We start from the raw sequence: 20,391 nt of genomic DNA, 5'->3' as shown, positions 1-20,391 counted from the left end.
CTTGGGCTAGAAGCGGTTGCGGCGCCGCAGCGCGCGGGGGCGGCTGTCGGGGTCGTAGACGTGGTTGGCGAGCCAGCGGGACCAGATGGCTTGGACGCCGGTGACGGGGTCGGGACGGTGGGGACGGATCCGGCCCGCAGGTCGTGGCCTATGACAACCAGTTGCGTGCCAGTCGTCGAGTTCATCGGCACTGTCCCGCCACTGGTCGAAACCGGCGACCGGGTCGAGTTCCGGGTCGTCGATCCCCAGGTGCTCCGACCACAGCTCCGACCGCAGTGCTCGCGCCAGCTCGGGTGACTCCACCGCGCACGTCAACTCACTGTCGTTCGTCCAGGACCGGCGGTTGAAGTTGTCCGAGCCGCAGGTGAACCACTCGTCGTCGATGATGCAGACCTTCGCATGGACATAGATCGGTACGCCGGCCTCGTTCTCCAGGTCGTAGACCGCCACGCGATCCGACTCGAGCAACCGCAGCGCCTCCAGTTGGGCGTACCGAGCCGGCGGCCCGCTGAACCGGCCATCCTGATCCGGATACCGCGGTACGACGGCGATCACGCGCAGCTCGGGTGATCGCACCAGCGCCTCACGGAGACCCCGCGTCACCGCAGCGGACCACAGATACTGATCCTCCACGTAGATGAGCGATCGAGCCCGAGCGAACGCCTTCAAGTACCCACGCGCGACGCTGTGCTCCCCGCGCGGCGCGAACGGGAATCCCGGGTGCTTGTGCGCATAAGTCCGCAGTACCTGAACGGCGTGCTGACCCGCCGGAGCTGGATCCGGAAAAGCCTCCGGAAGGTTCGACGGATGCCGTGGCATCCGCGCCAACCGCTGGATCAACATCCGGTACGGCGTCCGCCGGTCGAGCGGATGCGGATCGTTCCAGCGCTCGACGAAGCAGCGCAGCAGATCTCCCACCACCGGGCCGCGGATCTCGAGCGTGAGATCGTGCCAGGGCGCACGGGACCCGTAGCGCCGATCCATCGGTACCTGCTGCGGATCGCCCAGATGGGCCGCGTCGTCGCGCCGGCCGCGGCACAGGTCGATCCCGCCCACGAACGCGACGTCGGCGGCCGGGTCGTCACGATGCCGGATGACGAACAGCTTCTGATGGTGCGAGGCCAGTCTGCGGACCCGTTGGTCGAGCAACACCTCCGCACCCGCCTCGTTCAGTTCGGTGCCGAGGCGCTGGTTCTCCTGGGCGTTGAAACTCAGGTGATCGGAGTGCGACCGCCACAGCAGGGCCCGGATCTCCACACCGGAGCGGGCGAGATCACACAGCACCGTGCCGATGCTCGGACCGTCCCCGACCAGCGCCTCGTCCGGATCACCACGCCAGTCCGTGAAGTAGATCCGATCACCGGAGCGCAGTGCGCACAGTTCGTCGTACAGGCGCCGGAAGTACGTCGTACCGTGCACCAACGGCCGGACCAGGTTGCCCTCGGTCCAGGAGCCATCGGCGTCGATGTCCGTGGCGGGGTTACCGCGTTCTTCGGCAGTCAGGAACCATTCGCGCTTCACCCACCCACGGTGCCCACGAATCCCGAACACATGAGCCGGTGAAAGCGAAGTGAAAGGCTGGCGTGCTCAGCTGCGCTCACCAGCCGGCAGCGCGGGAGGTACTGGATGAGCACAGTGGAACCGGTCAGATCCAGCGAACGACCCTGGATCGCGCGGCGCTGGGCCAGCGATCGCCGGCGTCGCCATGGTCGCCTACGGCATCGACGTCGCACCGATCGTGACGGCCTCAATGCGCTCGTCCTGATCTCCTGATCGGTGATCCGGTCGAGTTACCGAGATGCGTGCTCAGGCTCGCGCCGGCGTGGCCGTTCGCCTTCTTCGGGTCGATCGTGAGCACACCGCCTTTGTGTATCTGGGATCAGCGGCGCTGCAACGACGTACCGCTGCGTGGCCGGTGTTCGCCGTCAGCTGTGTGGTGGTCGGGGTTGGGCCGAACGTAGACGGGGTCAACGCGACCTGGGTGATGGTGGCGCTCGCCGCCGTACTCGCTGTGTACGGGGTGATCCGCGGGGCGCTCCGGCCGTCCTGGGGGCTGCCGTTGCAGGCGGGTGCGTTGGTGGTGCTGGCCGCGGCTGCTCTGGTGGCGGTCGAGGCGAAGCAGACCCTGGCCGGAGTGCTCGTGGCCGTGCTCGCCCACGTCGCCTGGGACACCTACCACCATCACCCCAACCGGGTAGTCGTCCGCTCCATGGCCGAGTTCTGCGCCGTCCTGGATGCCCTCCTCGCCGCGGCCGTCCTAGTTGTCACGTTCACCTGACCCCAACAACACCAAGCCCCGCGGAGACCCCAACAGCACCGAGTCCCGGGGAGACCCCAACAGCACCGAGTCCCGCGGTATCACCGGTCCGCGACCGTGGATGTGGCTCTTCGTCGGCTTGACACCCGCAAGGCTGCTTGGGGTGTAGCGCGTTCGCCCCGCGGGCTCTCGGAACCGGAACCTGAGCCGGACGTGCTGGTCGTCGTGGGTGGTGGGGCTGGTTCTGGTTGATCGGGTTGGAGGGTAGGTGGTGGGTTGTCGTTGCCCCAGATGGAGTGGCGGGTGACGTCCCGGGTGGCGTTGTGGGCGGTGAGGTGGTTGGGCGCCCAGGTTCGGGTCGCGGAGGGCGAGGGTTCGCGCGCCGCATCGTTGTAGGTAGTGGGTTTGTATCTGCCGGGTGGTGGCGGGTCGGGGGTTGCCCAGGTGGGCCGGGTGACCTGTACGACGTCGTCGATGACGGCGATTGTCCAGTGGCCGGCGTGGAGGTCGATGTGGTGGCGTTTGCAGAGCAGTACGAGGTTGGAGATGCACGTCCGGCCGCCGTCGATCCAGTGGACGAGGTGGTGTGCCTCGCACTGGATCGGCGGGGCGCCGCAGACGACGCAGCCGCGGTCTCGGGCGTTCAGAGCTAAGCGCATGGGGCCGGTGACGAGGCGTTTGGTTGTGCCGACGTCAAGGGGTTGGGATTTTGAGCCGAGAACCACTGGGATGACCTGTGCGTCGCAGGCCAGCCTCCGCACCGCAGCTGCGGAGAGGTCGTCGCCGAAGACGGTGTCGCCGAGCGCGTCCGCCGTCGCGGCCTTCAAGGCTTCGTAGTCGATAGTGATCGTGAGGTGGGCCTTCGGTCCGTGGCCGGGAATGTTGTCCTCTGTGACCTTCGAAGCCTCGTCGTTCGTACTCCTCACCGCACCGCTGGTGCTCGCCACGATCCCGCTGTCCTGCGTGCCTTTGCTATTGGTGTGAATGACGCCGGCAGCAACGTTGAGGAGGGTGGTGAGGGCGTCGGCTTGGCGCTTGTCTCGGGCGCGAGGGTCTCGGGCGCCGTCGACGGTTCTGTGGGGTTTGGCGCCGGCGTGGATGAGGGTGCGGAAGAGCTCGGCGTTGTCGTTGGCGAGGTAGCCGCGGAAGGTGACGCCGTTGTCGGCGGAGTTGAGGGTGAGGGATTCGCGTTTGTAGGCGCGGTTCTCGTCGGGTTCGGGGCCGTCGGGGTCGAGGATGGCGCGGATGCGGTGGCCGGCGCGGCGCAGTTCGGCGGGGGTGAAGGTGCGGGCGAGATTGATCAGCTGCTGCTCGGCGACAGCGAGGTTCTCTGGTGGGGTGTCTGCCGGAGCCTTCTCTAGCTCGGAGACGATGACGGCGGCCTGGGCGGGATGCATCGGACGGGTCGGTGCGGTGCTGTCCGAGTCCTCGGGCGAGCCGCCTGGGACCGGTAGCGCGGCGGCGACAGCGTCGTACTTGCTGAGGGCTCTGGCGAGGCGGACATCGCGGCGGGCCTCGGCCGGGTCGATGCGGTAGCGCGTGGACAGGAAGCGGGCGGTGTCGCCGGCGCCGATATCCTTGGCGTAGCCGGAAGCGTCGAGGTCGGCCGTCAGCTGCAGGTAGTAGGTCTTCTGGCGAGCGATCTCGGCGACGGTCGCATCGAGTCGCGACAGCTTCTCGCTGTCGGTCATCGACCACGCGGGCCGCTCGCCGAGGATCTCCATGCCCGCAACTCTAGACACCCCCACGGACAGTTCCCAAGCCGGAATCCCCTGTAAAACAAGGGGATTCTGGCTGTCCACAGAAACTAATGTCACACCGATCAGCAGCCCGAAACGGGTAGGCGTCAGCGGTTTTGCCAGGTGGGGCTTTCTACGTAGTGGTTGTCGTAGAGGTTGCTGGTCTTGGCTAGTTCGGCGGGGTTGGTTTCGCCTCGGTAGACGGACTCGAGGAGGCGGTAGTAGTCGAAGCGCGGCTTGGCGTGGGTGAGGACGAAGAGGACCTCGGTGGCCGAAGGGCCGGCGGCTTCGAAGGCGTGCGGGGTGTTCGGCGGGACGACGAGGAAGTCGCCCTGCGCCAGGGTGATGAGGTCGTCGCCGGTCAGGACGCGGAGGGTGCCAGTGAGGACGAAGAAGAGCTCGGACGCCTCGTGATGCAGGTGCGGGGGAGCGCCTTCCTTGCCGGGTTGGAAGATCGAGCGGTGGCTGGTGAGGTGGCCGCCGGTCTCGGGTACGTCGGCGAACAGGGTGACACCGCTGGCCGACAGGACCTCGGCGTCGGTCGCGCGGACAAGAACGATGGAAGAGTTCTGGACATTAGACATCTTGAATTAGCTCCTGGGTCTGGACGGAACTGAGAGGGGTCAGGACTTGAGGTTGGCGAACCGGGCGCGGGTGCTGTCGGGGGTAGCCGGGAACTGTTTCTCGACGCGGCCGGCGATGTCGGCGATCGTCGTACCGGCCAGCTCGCGGCGGTAGGTCAGCTCCGCGGCTCGCATCGCCTGGGAAACAACGCAGGTCTTGCGGTAATCGACGTGCGGATCGGCACCGGGGCCGGCCTTCAGGATCTGGGTGCAGCGGAATGCGTCGTCGGGCCCGTCGATCGCGACGACGATGTCCAGCAGCGTGATGTTGCGGGGATCGCGGGCCAGCTGGAAGCCGCCCTTCGGTCCGGACACCGAGGAGAGGATGCCGGCTCGGGTCAGCGCCTGGAGCTGCTTGTTCAGGTACGCCGTGGGAAGGTCGTAGAAGGCGGCGAGTCGCTTGGCGGTGACCGCCTCGCCGGGCAGCCAGCTGAGGTTCACGCAGCTGTGCATCGCCCACTCGACGCCCTCGTTCATCTTCATAACCTGGATACTAAATATCCTGAATGCCCGACGTCAACCTCAGACGGCGGAGGCGGTCATCGCGGCTCGTTCGAGGGCGATCGAGCGGCGACGGCGGTTCATGCTGTCCCAGGTGAAGATCACCAGCGCGATCCACACCAGCCCGAAGCCGGCCCACCGCATCGACGACATGGCTTCGTGGAACACCAGCACCCCGACGGTGAACTGCATGATCGGCGCGATGTAGTTCAGCAGTCCCAGCGTCGTCATCGAGACCCGCGTGGCCGCAGCGCCGAAGAGCAGCAGCGGTACGGCGGTGATCGGCCCGGTCAGCAACACGAGCACCAGGTATCCGGTCCCGAGGTGCGTGACCGTCGCGTCACCCTGCAGTCCGAGTACGACGATCGCCGCCAGCGCGAGCGGGACCACGGTGCCGGACTCGATCGCCATCCCCTCGATCGCCCCGGCGCCGGCCTGCTTCTTCGCCAGCCCGTACAACCCGAACGAGAACGTCAGCGTGATCGCCACCCATGGCGGCCGCCCGTTCTCGATGGTCAGCCCGACAACCGCGACGAACGCGATCGCCAGCGCGGTCCACTGCGCGGGCCGAAGCCGCTCCTTCAGTACGACGACGCCGAGCAGCACCGTGAACAGCGGAGTGATGAAGTACCCCAGCGAGGTCTCCACGACCCGGCCGTGGTTCACGGCCCAGATGTAGGTGCCCCAGTTCACCGAGATCAGGAACGCCGCCGCGATCAGCGGCCAGCGCCGGCGCGGCTCGCGCAGGAGTGCCTTCACCTGGCCGAACTTCCGCAGTACGGCGACCAGGATCGCGATGGTCACCAGTGACCAGAGGACACGATGGGCGAGGAGTTCGATCGCTTCGGAGTGGTCCAGCAGCTTCCAGTACAGCGGGAAGAGACCCCAGATCAGGTACGCGGTGAAGCCGTAGGTGAATCCTCTTCGCTGTTCTGGCACGCCGTCAGACTAAGCCCGCGTGACAGTGGCATCCAATTGCTTTGCTCATGACGTGAGACGGGCTGGCGCCAGCGGGTTGGCTGGCTGGTGCCATGCGGTTGGATAGAGAGGTGGATACGAGGAGGCTCGCGTGGGTGTGAGGACCGGTCTGGTCTCGGTGACGTTCCGCCAGTTGCCGGCCGACGAGGTGGTGGAAGTGGCCGCGAAGGCCGGGCTCGCGGCGATCGAGTGGGGTGGTGACGTGCATGTCCCGCTCGGCAATCTGGTCACCGCCAAGCGGGTGAAGGCGCTGTCCGAGATCCACGGGCTGCAGATCGCGGCGTACGGCTCGTACCTGCGGGCCGGCAGCGTCGACCGCGAGGAGATGCGGTCCGCGGTCGCCACGGCGGTCGCGCTCGGGGCGCCCCGGATCCGGGTCTGGGCCGGCAACGTCGGTACGGCGGAAGCCGGCGTAGGGGACCGGATGGCGGTGACCCGCGGGCTGGCCGAGCTGGCCGACGTGGCAGCGTCGTCGGGGATCGAGATCGCGCTGGAGTTCCACCGCAACACGCTCACCGACGAGGTCGACTCGACCATCACCCTGCTGCTCGACGTCGGTGCGCCGAATCTCAAGACCTACTGGCAGCCGCCGGTCGACCTGGGCGACGCCGAGTGTCTCGAACAGCTCGAGTCCCTGATGCCGTGGCTGAGCACCGTGCACGTCTTCTCCTGGTGGCCGTCCAACAACCGCCTACCGCTCGCGGGGCGGGCGTCGCTCTGGCGCCCGGTCATCGACCGCCTCGCCGCCGAACCCCGAGAGATCAACGCCCTCCTCGAGTTCGTCGCCGACGACTCCCCGGAACAACTCGCCAAGGATGCAGCCGACCTGCACAGCTGGATCTAGTGTCCTCAGGACACTAGGGCACGGGCAGATACAGCGCGATGACGAGCTTGCCGCCGGTGGGGCGGCCCGCGTTGATCTGGTAGCTGACCGTCTTCGGCGCCGGCCGCGCGTCCTCGGTCATCCAGCCGAACCCACTGCTCGCGGGCGGACCGTCCTGGTGCGCGGTCAGCCCGTCGAACCGGGTCGTCACCCCGGGGCCGAGATTCGTGTTGCCGTAGGCCCACAAGAACGGCTTTCCGACCGGTGTGGTGAGCTGCACCTTGCCCTGGGTGGCAGGGACGACCACCGCGTGGTCGAACCGGTAACGGGTTCCGTCGACCTCCTTCTCCTGGTCGAGGTCGATCCCGTTCACGGTGACCTGCGGGCCTGAGTCGTAGATCGCCACCCCGATCCTTGCCCTCGGAACCGAAACTGCCGTGCCGAATTTGTCCACCAGGCGTGCTGTCACCTGAACGCGCCGACCGGCCGGCACGGACAGCTGGATGGGCTGACTCGTGTCGAGCTGGCCCTGGTCGCCGATCGCGGGGTAACCGTTGACCGAGTTCCCGTCGCTGAGCCGCACCTGGATCCGGTACTCGACGTCGTTCACAACGTAGTCCTCCGGGGTCCCGAGCGTCTGCACGACGACGGACCGGCTGGGGGCGACGAAGCTGGTGCCGACCTGCATCGCGCCGCGGTCGCCGATTGTCGCGGCGAGCCGGGTCTGCAGGCCGACCCGCTGCCGGAACCGCAAACCGTCACGCACGTAATCGTCCGGCTGCGTCGGTCCCCAAGGCGCGGAGCCGTACTGGGTCTCGTCGGAGTAGATGCCGACCGCGAGTTGTTGCGCCGCGTCGTGCAGCGGGCGGCCCTGCAGGCTGAGCAGGTCCAGCGTGACTTTGGCGGGTCGGCCGACCGGTGCATCGGCCCAGAGCGCGCTCTCGCTCGTCAGTCCGTTCGTGATCGGCGCGGGCTCGCTCGTGCAAGGCCTGTGGTCGACGGTGAAGCCGTTGACGCGAACCCAGATCAGCGCCTCGCTGCTGACCCGGCAGAGGCCGACGAAGTTGATCGCCTTGGTCGTCGGCGTCCAGTCGAACTCGACCCGGCTCTCCCCGAGCGTGCCCACCCAGCCCTTGAGGAGCGGCCCGGCGTTGAGCCGGCCCGGCACGGTGAAGCCGTTCTGGGTGTACGGCGTCGGCTCGGCGGGCTCGGGGGACGAGTTCGTCAGCGCGCCGGGCACGATCGTCACAGCCAGCGCCACGGCGGCCGCCGCCATGCCCGTGGCGGTGACGACCCGGCGCCGGCGGATACGGCGGATCTTGGTCTTGATGCCGGGGAGGAGGTCGGTTGGACGCTCGTCGGTGGTGGTGGCGCGGGTGGTCAGTTCGTCGCGCAGGTCTTGGAGGTTCATCGCGGGGTCTCCAGGTCTGCAGGGGTGGACGAGGCGAGCGCCGGGTCGAGGCGGAGCTTGGCGAGGGCCTTGGCGGTCTGGCTCTTCACGGTGCCGACCGTGCTGCCCATCAGGCGCGCGGTCTCGGCCTCGGTCAGGTCCTCGTAGAACCGGAGCACCACGACAGCCCGTTGGCGGCGAGGCAACCGCCCGATGGCGTCCCACAGGTCGATCCGGTCTTCACCGGCCGGAGCCACGGACTCCGGGAGTTCCTCGGTCGGGATCTCGCCGGTCCAGCGGCGTCGCCACCAGGACGAGTACGTCGTGAGGAGGATCCGCCGTACGTACGGCTCCGGGTTGTCCGCACGGATCCGCGACCACTGGAACCAGGCCTTGGCCAGCGCGGTCTGCACGAGGTCCTCGGAGAGCGAGTGATCGCGCGTCAGCAGGTACGCCGTCCGCACGAGAGCCCGCGATCGCGCCGCGACGAACGCGTCGAAGCTCTCCGCAGCCCGCACCCGCACCCCCGTCTCCCGTGCACACAACGTGCCGCTCTCGGTGCTCACATCCTCCTGGACCGGCTGGGTCCGCCCGATGGTTGCCTTGCCGGTCGCCGCGGGTTGTCAGAAAGTTCCGCTGAGTACTGGCCAAGCGGTGGATGGTGACGGAATGCTGGCCGGTGACAGGTTCCTTCACCGCCCCGGAGGTCTCGATGTCCATCGCCAAGCCCATGCTCAAGCCACTGCTCAAGCCACTGCTCAAGCCACTGCTCAAGCCCATGCTCAAGCCGCTGCCCAGGTTGCTCGCCGTACTGCTGCTGTTCGCCGCGACACTCACCACCAGCCAGGTCGTCACGACGATCGAGGCGCACGCGGACGGGTGTTATACCTGGGGGCGCACGCTCAGTCAGGGGATGACCGGCGAGGATGTGCGGCAGTTGCAGATCCGGGTCGCCGGGTATCCCGGGTACGGCGCTCACCTGGCCACCGACGGTGATTTCGGGCCGGCCACGAAGGCGGCGGTGCAGCGGTTCCAGTCGGCGTACGGGCTGGGGGCGGACGGCGTCGCCGGACCAGCCACGTTCACCAAGATCTACGCGCTGCAGGACGACGACTGCACGCCGATCCACTTCACCTACGCCGAGCTGGACGACGGCTGCGGTGGATCCGGGTGGGACGGCGGGCCGCTGTCCGCGGCGGCGACGAAGGCGAACGCGTTGCAGACCATGTGGCAGCTGGAAGCGATGCGGCACGCACTAGGTGACCAGGCGCTGAACATCTCCAGCGGCTTCCGCAGCATCCCGTGCAACAACTCGGTCGGCGGCGCCAGCAACAGCCAGCACCTGTACGGGCGCTCCGCAGACCTCACCGGCGTCCACTCGTTCTGCACGCTCGCCAAGCAGGCCCGCAACCACGGCTTCGGCGGAATCTTCGGCCCCGGCTACCCCGGCCACGACGACCACACCCACGTGGACATCAGGACCTCGAACTCCTGGAGCGCCCCGAACTGCGGAATCTAGAGCAGTTGGCTGACGGTGTGGATGACCAGGCCGACGAGGGCGCCGACGACGGTGCCGTTGATGCGGATGAACTGCAGGTCGCGGCCGACGTGCAGTTCGATCCGCGCGGAGGCTTCGCGGCCGTCCCAGCGCTCGATCGTGTCGGAGATGACCGAGACGATCTCGTTGCCGTAGGTGCGGACGACGTACCCGACGGCCTCGGCGGCGCGGGCGTCGACCTTCGACCGCAGGCCATCGTCGTTCTGGAGCCGTTTGCCCAGATCCTGCAGGGCCGCCGTGGCGCGGACCTGCAGCGTGCTCGACGGGTCCGCGATCGCCTCGATCAGCGCCGTGCGTACGGCGTCCCAGACGGCAGTCAGGCTGGAGCCCATGTCCGGATGGGTGAGCATCCGGGCCTTGAACGCCTCGAACCGGGCCATCATCTCGGGGTCGTGCTGCAGGTCGTCGGCGAGTTGGCTGAGCAGCCGGTCGATGGCCTTGCGGGCCGGGTGCGACTGGTTGTCCCGTACGTCGGCCAGCCAGGCGAGCGCCTCGCGGTGGATCCGGTCGATCACCAACCGGTCCACCCACTGCGGTGACCAGCGCGGCGCCCGCGGGCCGACCACGTCGGCGAGCAGGTCGCGGTTGTCCCGCAGCCAGTCGTACGCCTCGACCATGAGCAGGTCGAACAGGGCGTGGTGGGCGCCGTCTTCGACCACGCCCTGCAGGAAATGCCCGGCGATCGGGCTCAGCGGCTCCTGTACGAACCGGGGCAGCAACGAGCCGCGGACGAACGTGGTCACGTCGTCGTCGCCGAGTCTCGGCAACGCCGCGCCGATGGTCCGGGCGCCCTCGGCCACGATCCGCTCGGCATGAGTACCGTCGGCCAGCCACTCACCGGCCCGGCGGCTCACCTCGGCGGTACGCATCTTCTCGGCGACTACCTGTTCGGAGAGGAAGTTCTCGGTGACGAACTGCTCCAGGCTCTCGGCCAGGCTGTCCTTGCGGGTCGGCACGATCGCGGTGTGCGGGATCGGCAGCCCGAGCGGTCGCCGGAACAGCGCGGTGACCGCGAACCAGTCCGCCAGCGCACCGACCATCGCCGCCTCGGACGCCGCGTTCAGGTACGCCCAGCCGCCGCTGAGGTGCAAGGTGGCCACGTAGATCACCGCGGCGAGTATCAGCAGCGACAACGCCACCAACCGCATCTGCCGCAGCCCACGCCGCCGAACCAGGTCAGCGGCGCCCAAAGTCATGGTCGCCATACCTTGATCTAACCAAGTCGCTGGTGATCAAACCCTCAGGCAAGCACCTGATTCGAACCCCGGCGATCCATCAGGCCCGAGATCAGCGCGAGGACCAGGCCGGCAGCGGCGAGCGCGGCGCCGAGTCGGCTGGGCCATTCGTAGCCGAAGCCGGCGGCCAGTACGACGCCGCCGAGCCAGGCCCCGAGTGCGTTGGCGATGTTCAGGGTGGAGTGGTTGAGCGACGCCGCCAGCGACTGGCCCTCGTGGGCGACGTCCATCAAGCGGGTCTGCAGCGCCGGGACCAGGATGCTGGCGGAGAAGCCCATCGCGAACACCCCGATCAACGCACCCGGCTTGGACTGCGCCAGCCACCCGAACGTACCGAGGACCACGCCGACCGCGACCAGTCCGCCGTACACGCTCGCCATCAGGTTGCGGTCGGCGAGCCGGCCGCCGACCACGGTCCCGCACGTCATGCCCACGCCGTACACGGCCAGCACGATGGTGACCGCGGCCTCGGAGAAACCGGCCAGTTCCGTCATCGTCGGGGTGATGTAGGAGTAGGTGGCGAACATGCCGCCGAAGCCGACCATCCCGACCAGCAGAGCCATCCACACCTGCGGCCGGGACAGCGCACTCAGTTCGCTGCGGATGTTGACGTCGCTGCCGACCGGCTGCGGTGCGACCCAGAACCAGACCGCCACCAGGGTGAGCAGTCCGAGTACGCCGACCGCGAGAAACGGTGCCTGCCAGCCGAGCCGCTGGCCCATCAGCGTGGTGACCGGTACGCCGATGATGTTGGCGACCGGGAGTCCGAGCATCGACATCGAGACCGCCCAGGCCCGCCGGTTGGCAGGCACCAGCGAGGCGCCGACGACCGCGCCGATCCCGAAGAACGCGCCGTGCGGCAGGCCGGTCAGGAACCGGGCGGCCAGCAGGAACTCGTAGCTGGAGGCAACGGCCGAGAGTACGTTGCCGAGCACGAAGACGGCCATCAGCCCGAGCAGCAACCGCTTCCGCCCGGTCCGCGCGGCCAGTGCTGCGATCACGGGCGCGCCGACCACCACACCCAGCGCGTACGCCGAGATGACGTGGCCGGCCGTCGGGATCGAGATGTTCACCCCGTCGGCGATCTGCGGCAGCAGCCCCATCGTGACGAACTCGGTGGTCCCTATCGCGAAACCACCGGTCGCCAGCGCGAACAACGCCAGCCCGACGTGCCGCGTGGTGATGCGAGTGTCAGGAGTTACCGAACTTTTCACGCATGATTGTCGCATTCACCAGCAGGATCACCGCCAACAGGCCGAAGACCGCGTTCCCGATCAGGTCGACCGTGTGCGAGGCATCCATCACCGGCGCCTCGGGGAACGCGTGCCACGCGTAGGTGAGCAGCGCACCACCCGCGAGGGCGAGCGAGTGCAGCTGAGTCCAGCCGGTACGCCGGGACCAGCGCACGATCACGATCGCCCCGAGGACCTGGATCGCCGCAATCAGGCCGGCCTCGAGCCACCCGTTCGAGACCAGATCGTCCACCAGCATGAACGCCGAGGTCAGCACCAGCCCGGTGATCCCGACCAGCCACGCCTTTCGGCGCCGTACCGGCAGTGTGACGAGGTGTGCGGCCACCGATCCAGGCGCCGAGGGCAACGAGTACGACGATCGCGACGCCGACGCCGGCGAACTGGGCCGGTGACGCGACGAACGAGTCACTGCTCATCCCGAAGGCGGTGGTCGCGACGATCCCGGCCAGGAAGACGGCGATGTACGCGCTGAAGCCGATCTTCCCCAGCCAGGGCTCCCGCGATCGGCGCGACATCGACTCCACGATCACGATCGGCACGGTGATGCTCCACACCGTGTGCAGCGCGAGTACGAACAGGGTCCACGGCGCACCCATGCCGAGGAACCCGATGTGGCCGGGGTCCAGGAGTCGCAGGTCGGCGTAGTTCGGGTTGAACAACGACTGCGTGGTGATGCCTTCCTCGAGTACGGCGTACGCCAGGGCGAGCACCATGACACTGGGATAACCCCAGCCGCGTCGCCGGACGACCTCACGGATCACCACCGCGCCGCCGCCGTACAGCGGTGCCAGGAACAGCAGCGCGAACAGCTTGCTGATCGGGATGTTCCCCAGCAGGAACTCAGCTACCAACGGCGACAGGAAGAACAGTCCAAGCGCCGGCAGGGTCCGCTTCATCACTCCCACACCTCTCTCATCGGTCACGCTGACAACTCTCGCGGCCGGCGAGTGTCCGTACCGATGCGATCCATCCCGATCCACGGCTGACGGATGTCATGCCGTTGTGGGAGCATCCGGCATGGCCAACTTTGGGGACTTTCAGCTGCAGATCTACCTGCAGGGGATGTTGCAGGGGACGCGGCCGGAGATCACGACCGACCTGGCCCGGCTGGAGTCGCAGGCGGCCGGGAAGCTGCCGGTGGAGGCGATGGGGTACATCGTGCCGAGCGCGGGCAGCGGAGCGACGGCGCGAGCCAACCAGGTGGCGTTCGATCGCTGGCGGCTGGTGCCCCGGATGCTCCGCGGCAGCACCGAACGCGACCTCTCCTGCACCATCCTCGGTACGGCGATGCCCGCGCCGGTGCTGGTCGCACCGATCGGTGTCCAGACCTTGGCCCACGCCGACGGCGAGCTTGCGACTGCCCGCGCCGCCGACACCCTCGGCCTGACCTACACGCACTCCACCCAGGCCAGCCACGCGATCGAGCAGATCGAGGCGAGCAACAAGTGGTTCCAGCTCTACTACCCGACCGACCGCGACGTCTGCCTCAGCTTCCTGCAACGCGCGAAGGCCAGCGGGTACGGCGTACTCGTCGTCACCCTCGACACCGGAACGATCGGCTGGCGGCCGGCCGATCTGGACCGCGGATTCCTGCCGTTCCTGAAGGGTGAAGGGCTGGCGAACTACTTCAGTGACCCGGCATTCCAGGCGAAGCTGGCCAAGCCGGTCGCCGAGGATCCGGGTGCGGCGGTGATGCAGTGGGCGCAGATGTTCCCGAACGTCGGTCTGGCCTGGGACGACCTGTCGTTCCTGCGCGACAACTGGGACCGCCCGATCGTGCTGAAGGGGATCACCGCCGTCGAGGACGCCAAGCTCGCGGCCGAGCACGGTGTGGATGGCATCGTGGTCTCGAACCACGGTGGCCGCCAGGTGGATGGCGCGATCGCCTCACTGGATGCCTTGCCGGCGATCGCGGATGCGGTGGGGGAGCAACTGACGGTTCTGTTCGACTCCGGCGTACGGACTGGTGCCGATGCGGCGAAGGCGCTCGCGCTTGGTGCGAAGGCGGTGCTGCTCGGTCGTCCGCTGCTCTACGGTCTCGCGCTGGCTGGGCAGGCGGGGGTCGAGCATGTTCTGCGGTGCTTCCTGGCTGAGCTCGACCTCACGCTGGCGCTGGCCGGGTACGCGAACCATCGCGAGCTGAACCGGGATTCGGTGGTTCGGGCGTGAAGGCGGTCATCTTCGACCTGGACGACACGCTGTTCGACCATATCGGGTCGGCGACGTACGCGATCCGCGCGTGGATCCCGGAGCTCGGTGGCACGCCGTCGGACGAGCTGGTCGCGCAGTGGTTCGTGATCGAGGACCGCATCTACCCACAGTGGCTGGCCGGTGCGCTCACCCACCAAGGTCAGCGCCGCGGCCGGCTTCGCGACTTCCTGCCGCTGATCGATCGTCCGGTACCGCCGACCGACGCGGAGCTGGACCAGCTGTTCACCGGCTACCTGCGCCACTATCAGGGCAGCTGGACCGCGTTCCCGGACGCCCGGGCCGCGCTGGAAGTTGCCCGCAGCAACGGTTGGCGGATCGGCGTACTGACCAACGGGAGTACGACGCAGCAGAACGCGAAACTGGCCGCGATCGGGCTGGCCGACCTCGTCGACGTCGTCTGTACGTCGGAGTCCCTCGGCGTCAGCAAGCCGGCGCCGGAGTCATACCTGCGCACGTGCGCGGCGCTGGGCGTGGATCCGGCGGACACGTTGATGATCGGCGACAACCTCGAACTGGACGTCGTGGCCGCACAGGCCGCGGGTCTGACCGCACGGCACCTGGACCGCGCCGCCGGGATCACGCTCACTGAGCTCCTCTGAGGATTCGCGAGCCATTGCCGTGTAGCGTCTATTCCAGCTATCGTCTTCTCTGAAATGTTTGTTACAGAGGAGGGCTGATGGAGCGGGTCGCGGCGGTGGTACGGCGGTACGTCGACGCGGGACGGTATCCGGGCACGGTGACCGTCGTCGCCCATCGGGACGAGGTGCTGCTGTTCGACGCGTACGGGCGGGCCGACGCCGAGCGGGATCGCGCGATGCGCCCGGACACGATCTTCCGCATCTACTCGATGACCAAGCCGATCGTGAGTCTCGGGCTGATGCAGCTCTACGAAGACGGCCTGTTCCAGCTGGACGACCCGGTGGTGAACTACCTGCCCGCACTCGGCCGGCCGAAGGTGTACGACGACGGCGGCCTGCGGGAATCGAGTCGCGAGATGACGGTGCGAGACCTGCTGATGCACACGTCCGGCCTCGCGGCGTCGAACGGCAGACATCCAGTCAGCCTGCTGTACCAAGAGGCTGGGCTGACCGGCATGGATTCGGACGCATCAGTGTCGGAGCTGCCGGCGCGGCTGGCCGGGCTGCCGCTGCAGGCGGATCCGGGGTCGCGCTGGATCTACGGGATCTCCACCGACCTGGTCGGGTTGCTGTGCGAGGTGATCAGTGGACTGCCGCTGGACCGCTATCTGCGGACCAGGATCTTCGAGCCGCTCGGGATGGTCGACTCCGGGTTTTCGGTGCCTGAGGCAAGCATTTCCCGGCTCGCCGCGAACTATGCGTACGACGACGGTGGCTTCAGGCTCATCGATGATCCGCTGACGAGTGCCTACACCCGGCCGCGGTCGTTCCTGTCCGGGGTCGCCGGGCTGGTGTCGACGGCGGGGGACTACCTGCGGTTCACGCGGATGCTGGCCGGTGGCGGTTCGCTCGACGGCGTGCGGATCATCGGACCGCGGACGCTGCGGTTCATGACCGCCAACCATCTCCCGGGCGGTCAGGATCTCGCGGCGTACGCCGACTTCGGCGGTGAGACCAAGCGGGCGGGACAAGGCTTCGGCCTGGGCTTCGGGGTGCTGCTCGATCCGGTGGTCGCCCAGACCATCGGCACGCCGGGCGAGTACTTCTGGGGCGGCGCAGCCTCGACCGCGTTCTTCGTCTCCCCGGCCGACGAGCTGGTCGTAGTCTTCCTCACCCAGCTGCGCCCCTCGGCCAGCTACCCGGTCCGCCGCGAACTGCGCGCCGCTGTGTATGCGTCGCTCGACGACTGACACCGCCGTGCCCTACTCGACGACCGACGACGGCTGCCACCTCTGGACTCAGGTCACCGGTGACGGCCCTCCCGTCGTACTCGTGCACGGCGGCCCCGGTTGGTGGGACGTCTTCCAGGACCTCACCCTGCCCGACGTCGCCATCCACCGCTGGGACCAACGAGGCTGCGGCCGCTCGGACCGCCGCGGCCCCTACGTCCTCGACCGCTTTGTCGCCGACCTCGAAACAATCCGCAAGACCACCGGCCATGACCAGGTCACCCTCATCGGCCACTCCTGGGGCGCCGCACTCGCCCTGCAGTACGCCGACGCGCACCTCGACCACCTCAGCCACCTGATCCTGGTCTCGAGCACCGGCCTCGACGGCCCGCCACCCACCTACCGCCAACGCGTCGCGGAGATCCTCGCGGACACACCGTCCGACGACCCCTGGATCGCCCGCTTCTCCACGGGTTTCGCCGACCGAACGACCGCACTCGACGTGGCCCGCCGGCTCAACACCCCGCGCTTCGAGCCCAACCAGGAATGCGCCGACGCCCTCCGCGCCGAGCTCCTCACCGTGCCCGACCGGGCGGGTGCTTGCCGACGGATCGCCGTACCGACGCTGCTGATCCACGGCTCCGACGACCTCAGGCCGCCGTACGTGACCGACAGCCTCCTCGAAGCGCTCCCGGACGCAGAACGGGTAGTGCTCGACGGCGTCGCGCACTACCCGTGGGTGGAGGATCCCGACGGCTTTCAGAAAGCCGTCGGGTCCTTCCTGAGCTAAAAACTCAGCATCAGTTGACGGTCCAGGTGTCCGCCCCGGTGACGAGGGCCTGAAGGTCCCCGGTTCCCTGGGCTTCCTGAGCGGTGCTGATCTGCTGCCGGACCATGTCGTCGTACGCCGGGCGGTCGACCGAGCGGAACACGCCGATCGGAGCGCGGTGCAGAACGCCGGCGTCCGTCAGCCGGGACAGGGCGAACGCGTACGCCGGGTCCTCGGTGTGCGCGTCGTGGACAACGAGATCCGCCTCGCCGCCAGGCAGGTCGGCGACCTCGCGCACGGCCAGCGAAGCGAAGCCATCACGGACGACACCCAGCCGGCCGTCGGTGCCGAACCGGATCGGCTCGCCGTGCACCAGCGGGATGATCGCGTCGTCCCGTGTCTCCGGGTCCTTGAACGCCTCGAACGCGTTGTCGTTGAAGATCGGGCAGTTCTGGTAGATCTCCACGAACGCCGTACCGCGGTGTTCCGCGGCCGCGCGCAGCACCGAGGTCAGATGCTTGCGGTCGGAGTCGACCGTGCGGGCCACGAACGTCGCCTCCGCGCCGAGCGCCAGCGAGACCGGGTTGAACGGGTTGTCCACCGAGCCCATCGGCGTCGACTTCGTCACCTTGCCCGGCTCGGAGGTCGGCGAGTACTGGCCCTTGGTCAGCCCGTAGATCCGGTTGTTGAACAGCAGGATCTTCATGTTCACGTTGCGGCGCAGAGTGTGGATCAGGTGGTTGCCACCGATCGACAGCGCGTCGCCGTCACCGGTCACGACCCACACGCTGAGGTCGGGCCGGGACACCGCGAGGCCGGTCGCGATCGCCGGCGCGCGGCCGTGGATCGAGTGCATGCCGTACGTCGACAGGTAGTACGGGAACCGGGACGAGCAGCCGATCCCGGACACCATCGCGACGTTCTCGCGCTTGATCCCGAGCTCGGGCAGGAAGCCCTGGAAGGCCGCGAGTACGGCGTAGTCACCGCAGCCGGGGCACCAGCGGACCTCCTGGTCCGACACGTACTCCTTGCGGTTCTGCGGTTCGGTCGCGGCCGGTACGCCGCGCAGGCCGCCGGGCAGACTCGGCAGGCCGAGGTCGACCGTGCTCATCGTGCTCCCTCCGGGTGGTGCAACTGGCCGTTGGAGCGGCCGTTCGGCTCGGTGTGCAGCGCTTCGCCGTGCGTCAGGCTGGCCGCGGCCTCGCCCATGTGCCGGGCGTCGTCGTCGATGCCCTCGGTCTCCTCGACCAGGTTGCCGATCACCTCGGCCAGCTCGGCCGCACCCAGAGGCATGCCGCGGACCTGGGCGTAGGACACCACGTCGACCAGGTACTTCGACCGCAGCAGCATCGCCAGCTGGCCCAGGTTCATCTCCGGGACCAGGACCTTCTCGTAGCTGTTCAGCAGGTCGCCGAGGTTGTCCGGGAACGGGTTCAGGTGCCGCAGATGGGCCTGCGCGACCTTGCCGCCGACCTTGCGGACCCGGCGGACGCCGGCACCGATCGGCCCGTACGTCGAACCCCACCCGAGCACCAGCACCTTCGCAGTACCGTCCGGGTCGTCGACCTCGATCGGCGGGATGGACCGGGCGATGCCGTCCACCTTCGCCTGCCGGGTGCGGATCATCAGGTCGTGGTTGGCCGGGTCGTAGGAGATGTTGCCGGTCTTGTCCTCCTTCTCCAGACCACCGATCCGGTGGTCCAGGCCCGCCGTACCGGGGACGGCCCAGGCGCGGGCCAGGGTCTCCGGGTCGCGCAGGTAGGGGAGGTACGTCGGCTCGCCCTTGTCGTTGGTCGCGTTCGGCTCGAGGGTGAAGTCCGGGTCGATCGTCGCCAGGTCCTCGATCACCGGGATCTGCCACGGCTCGGAGCCGTTGGCCAGGTAGCCGTCGGACAGCACGATCACCGGCGTGCGATAGGTGATCGCGATCCGGGCCGCCTCGACCGCGATCGCGAAGCAGTCCGCGGGGGACTGCGCCGCGAGCACCGGCAGCGGGGCTTCACCGTTGCGGCCGAACATCACCTGCAGCAGGTCGGCCTGCTCGGTCTTGGTCGGCATCCCCGTCGAGGGCCCGGCGCGCTGGATGTCGCAGACGACCAGCGGCAGCTCGAGCATCACGCCGAGACCGATCGTCTCCGACTTCAGGCTGATGCCCGGGCCGGACGACGTCGTCACTCCGAGCGCCCCACCGAACGACGCTCCCAGGGCGGCGCCGACACCGGCGATCTCGTCCTCGGCCTGGATCGTGGTGACGTTGAACCGCTTGAGCTTGGACAACTCGTGCAGTACGTCGGATGCCGGGGTGATCGGATACGCGCCGAGCACCAGCGGCAGGCCGGCCCGCTCGGCGCCCGCCACCAGGCCGTACGCCAGCGCGAGGTTGCCGGAGATGTTCCGGTAGGTGCCGGTGGCCATCTTGGCCGGCTTCACCTCGTACCGGACCGAGAACTCCTCGGCGGTCTCGCCGAAGTTGTAGCCGGCTCGGAAGGCCGCGATGTTCGCGTCCCGGATGGCCGGCTTCGACGCGAACTTGGTCTGCAGGAACGTGATCGTCGACTCGACCGGCCGCTGGAACAGCCAGGACACCAGGCCGAGGGCGTACATGTTCTTCGCCCGGGACGCGTCCTTGCGGGTCAGGCCGAACTCCTTGACCGACTCCACCGTCATGCCGGTCAGGTTCAACGCGATCAGGTGGTACGCGTCGAGCTCGCCGGTCTCCAGTGGGTTCTCGTCGTAGCCGATCCGCTTCAGGTTGCGGGCGGTGAAGTCGGCGGTATCGACGATGAGGGTCGCGCCGCGCGGAACGTCGCGCAGGTTCGCCTTGAGAGCCGCGGGGTTCATCGCGATCAGCACATCGGGCGCATCACCAGGCGTCAGGATGTCGTGGTCGGCGAAGTGGAGCTGGAACGACGACACTCCCGGCAGAGTCCCGGCTGGTGCCCGGATCTCGGCGGGGAAGTTGGGCAGCGTCGACAGATCATTGCCGAACGATGCCGTTTCCGCTGTGAACCTGTCCCCCGTGAGCTGCATCCCGTCGCCGGAGTCGCCGGCGAACCGGATCACCACGCGGTCGAGCTGCTTGACCTCGATGGTCACTGTTCTTTTCATCTCCAAGTCGAAGCTTGGGTCGGCCTGCCGCGTTGTGGGCGACACGTCGATCCCCCCATACAGGGCGATAACCCCAATATTAGTTCGCCCTTAGAACAGAACCATGCAGAAGCCCCGGTGGTCCACAGCCTGGGACGCA

The 20,391-nt window shown here is 68.1% G+C and carries 20 protein-coding genes; 8 read left to right on the top strand and 12 right to left on the bottom strand.

Annotation, left to right across the window (positions count from 1 at the left end; all coding sequences use genetic code 11):
• Positions 1 to 6: 6 nt before the first annotated feature.
• Positions 7 to 1,521 (bottom strand): phospholipase D-like domain-containing protein, encoded by a 1,515-nt coding sequence (locus AB0E63_RS01790; RefSeq protein ID WP_360359756.1) that lies wholly within the window; start codon positions 1,519 to 1,521, stop codon positions 7 to 9.
• Between the two features lie 277 nt (positions 1,522 to 1,798).
• Here AB0E63_RS01790 and AB0E63_RS01785 point away from each other — a divergent pair, with 277 nt between their 5' ends.
• On the top strand, positions 1,799 to 2,278 hold the full coding sequence (locus tag AB0E63_RS01785; RefSeq protein ID WP_360359753.1) for a hypothetical protein: 480 nt from the start codon (positions 1,799 to 1,801) through the stop codon (positions 2,276 to 2,278).
• 80 nt (positions 2,279 to 2,358) lie between these two features.
• Here the strand turns inward: AB0E63_RS01785 and AB0E63_RS01780 are convergent, their stop codons facing one another.
• From AB0E63_RS01780 to rarD, 4 genes are all read right to left on the bottom strand, one after another.
• A complete protein-coding gene (locus AB0E63_RS01780) occupies positions 2,359 to 3,981 on the bottom strand; it encodes a DUF222 domain-containing protein (protein ID WP_360359751.1) in 1,623 nt (540 codons plus the stop codon).
• 122 nt (positions 3,982 to 4,103) lie between these two features.
• Positions 4,104 to 4,580, bottom strand: coding sequence for a cupin domain-containing protein (locus AB0E63_RS01775; RefSeq protein ID WP_360359748.1), 477 nt, complete (start codon positions 4,578 to 4,580; stop codon positions 4,104 to 4,106).
• Between the two features lie 39 nt (positions 4,581 to 4,619).
• Entirely contained in the window at positions 4,620 to 5,102 is a 483-nt protein-coding gene (locus AB0E63_RS01770) for an Rrf2 family transcriptional regulator (RefSeq protein ID WP_360359745.1), read from the bottom strand.
• 39 nt (positions 5,103 to 5,141) lie between these two features.
• Positions 5,142 to 6,059, bottom strand: coding sequence for an EamA family transporter RarD (gene rarD / locus AB0E63_RS01765; RefSeq protein WP_360359742.1), 918 nt, complete (start codon positions 6,057 to 6,059; stop codon positions 5,142 to 5,144).
• A gap of 130 nt (positions 6,060 to 6,189) precedes the next feature.
• Here rarD and AB0E63_RS01760 point away from each other — a divergent pair, with 130 nt between their 5' ends.
• On the top strand, positions 6,190 to 6,942 hold the full coding sequence (locus AB0E63_RS01760; RefSeq protein WP_360359739.1) for a TIM barrel protein: 753 nt from the start codon (positions 6,190 to 6,192) through the stop codon (positions 6,940 to 6,942).
• 13 nt (positions 6,943 to 6,955) lie between these two features.
• On the opposite strand, the gene AB0E63_RS01755 is transcribed toward AB0E63_RS01760, so the two are convergent.
• Both AB0E63_RS01755 and AB0E63_RS01750 read right to left on the bottom strand, forming a co-directional pair.
• Positions 6,956 to 8,332 carry a hypothetical protein gene (locus tag AB0E63_RS01755; protein ID WP_360359736.1) on the bottom strand — a complete coding sequence of 459 codons (1,377 nt, stop codon included), beginning with the start codon at positions 8,330 to 8,332 and terminating at the stop codon, positions 6,956 to 6,958.
• A complete protein-coding gene (locus AB0E63_RS01750; protein WP_360359734.1) occupies positions 8,329 to 8,877 on the bottom strand; it encodes a SigE family RNA polymerase sigma factor in 549 nt (182 codons plus the stop codon). Before AB0E63_RS01750 ends, AB0E63_RS01755 begins: the two co-directional genes overlap by 4 nt.
• A 146-nt stretch (positions 8,878 to 9,023) precedes the next feature.
• Here AB0E63_RS01750 and AB0E63_RS01745 point away from each other — a divergent pair, with 146 nt between their 5' ends.
• On the top strand, positions 9,024 to 9,830 hold the full coding sequence (locus AB0E63_RS01745) for a D-Ala-D-Ala carboxypeptidase family metallohydrolase (RefSeq protein WP_360359731.1): 807 nt from the start codon (positions 9,024 to 9,026) through the stop codon (positions 9,828 to 9,830).
• Here AB0E63_RS01745 and AB0E63_RS01740 read toward each other — a convergent pair.
• From AB0E63_RS01740 to AB0E63_RS01730, 3 genes are read right to left on the bottom strand one after another with little or no spacing between them, the layout of a single operon-like run.
• Positions 9,827 to 11,074, bottom strand: coding sequence for a DUF445 domain-containing protein (locus tag AB0E63_RS01740; protein ID WP_360359728.1), 1,248 nt, complete (start codon positions 11,072 to 11,074; stop codon positions 9,827 to 9,829). The genes AB0E63_RS01745 and AB0E63_RS01740 overlap by 4 nt on opposite strands.
• A 35-nt stretch (positions 11,075 to 11,109) precedes the next feature.
• The gene (locus AB0E63_RS01735; protein WP_360359725.1) at positions 11,110 to 12,318 is read right to left on the bottom strand and encodes an MFS transporter; all 1,209 of its coding nucleotides are present in this window, start codon (positions 12,316 to 12,318) and stop codon (positions 11,110 to 11,112) included.
• Positions 12,296 to 12,682 (bottom strand): hypothetical protein, encoded by a 387-nt coding sequence (locus AB0E63_RS01730; RefSeq protein ID WP_360359722.1) that lies wholly within the window; start codon positions 12,680 to 12,682, stop codon positions 12,296 to 12,298. Before AB0E63_RS01730 ends, AB0E63_RS01735 begins: the two co-directional genes overlap by 23 nt.
• Between AB0E63_RS01730 and AB0E63_RS01725 the strand changes: the two genes are divergently transcribed.
• From AB0E63_RS01725 to AB0E63_RS01705, 5 genes are all read left to right on the top strand, one after another.
• Entirely contained in the window at positions 12,673 to 13,002 is a 330-nt protein-coding gene (locus AB0E63_RS01725) for a hypothetical protein (protein ID WP_360359720.1), read from the top strand. The genes AB0E63_RS01730 and AB0E63_RS01725 overlap by 10 nt on opposite strands.
• Positions 13,003 to 13,374: 372 nt before the next feature.
• Positions 13,375 to 14,526, top strand: coding sequence for an alpha-hydroxy-acid oxidizing protein (locus AB0E63_RS01720; RefSeq protein ID WP_360359717.1), 1,152 nt, complete (start codon positions 13,375 to 13,377; stop codon positions 14,524 to 14,526).
• The gene (locus AB0E63_RS01715; RefSeq protein WP_360359715.1) at positions 14,523 to 15,167 is read left to right on the top strand and encodes an HAD family hydrolase; all 645 of its coding nucleotides are present in this window, start codon (positions 14,523 to 14,525) and stop codon (positions 15,165 to 15,167) included. Before AB0E63_RS01720 ends, AB0E63_RS01715 begins: the two co-directional genes overlap by 4 nt.
• Positions 15,168 to 15,244: 77 nt before the next feature.
• On the top strand, positions 15,245 to 16,396 hold the full coding sequence (locus AB0E63_RS01710) for a serine hydrolase domain-containing protein (RefSeq protein ID WP_360359712.1): 1,152 nt from the start codon (positions 15,245 to 15,247) through the stop codon (positions 16,394 to 16,396).
• Positions 16,397 to 16,403: 7 nt separating this feature from the next.
• Positions 16,404 to 17,165, top strand: coding sequence for an alpha/beta fold hydrolase (locus AB0E63_RS01705; RefSeq protein ID WP_360359709.1), 762 nt, complete (start codon positions 16,404 to 16,406; stop codon positions 17,163 to 17,165).
• Between the two features lie 10 nt (positions 17,166 to 17,175).
• Here AB0E63_RS01705 and AB0E63_RS01700 read toward each other — a convergent pair whose 3' ends face one another.
• On the bottom strand, positions 17,176 to 18,255 hold the full coding sequence (locus tag AB0E63_RS01700) for a 2-oxoacid:ferredoxin oxidoreductase subunit beta (protein ID WP_360359706.1): 1,080 nt from the start codon (positions 18,253 to 18,255) through the stop codon (positions 17,176 to 17,178).
• Positions 18,252 to 20,252 (bottom strand): 2-oxoacid:acceptor oxidoreductase subunit alpha, encoded by a 2,001-nt coding sequence (locus AB0E63_RS01695; protein WP_360359704.1) that lies wholly within the window; start codon positions 20,250 to 20,252, stop codon positions 18,252 to 18,254. The genes AB0E63_RS01700 and AB0E63_RS01695 overlap by 4 nt, the downstream gene beginning before the upstream one ends.
• Positions 20,253 to 20,391: the final 139 nt, after the last annotated feature.

Origin of the sequence: Kribbella sp. NPDC026596 (genome assembly GCF_040638415.1) — a bacterium.
In the GTDB taxonomy this organism is placed as follows: domain Bacteria; phylum Actinomycetota; class Actinomycetes; order Propionibacteriales; family Kribbellaceae; genus Kribbella.
The sequence above is the reverse complement of the archived record's forward strand: the minus strand, read 5'-3'. Positions and strand labels throughout refer to the sequence as shown.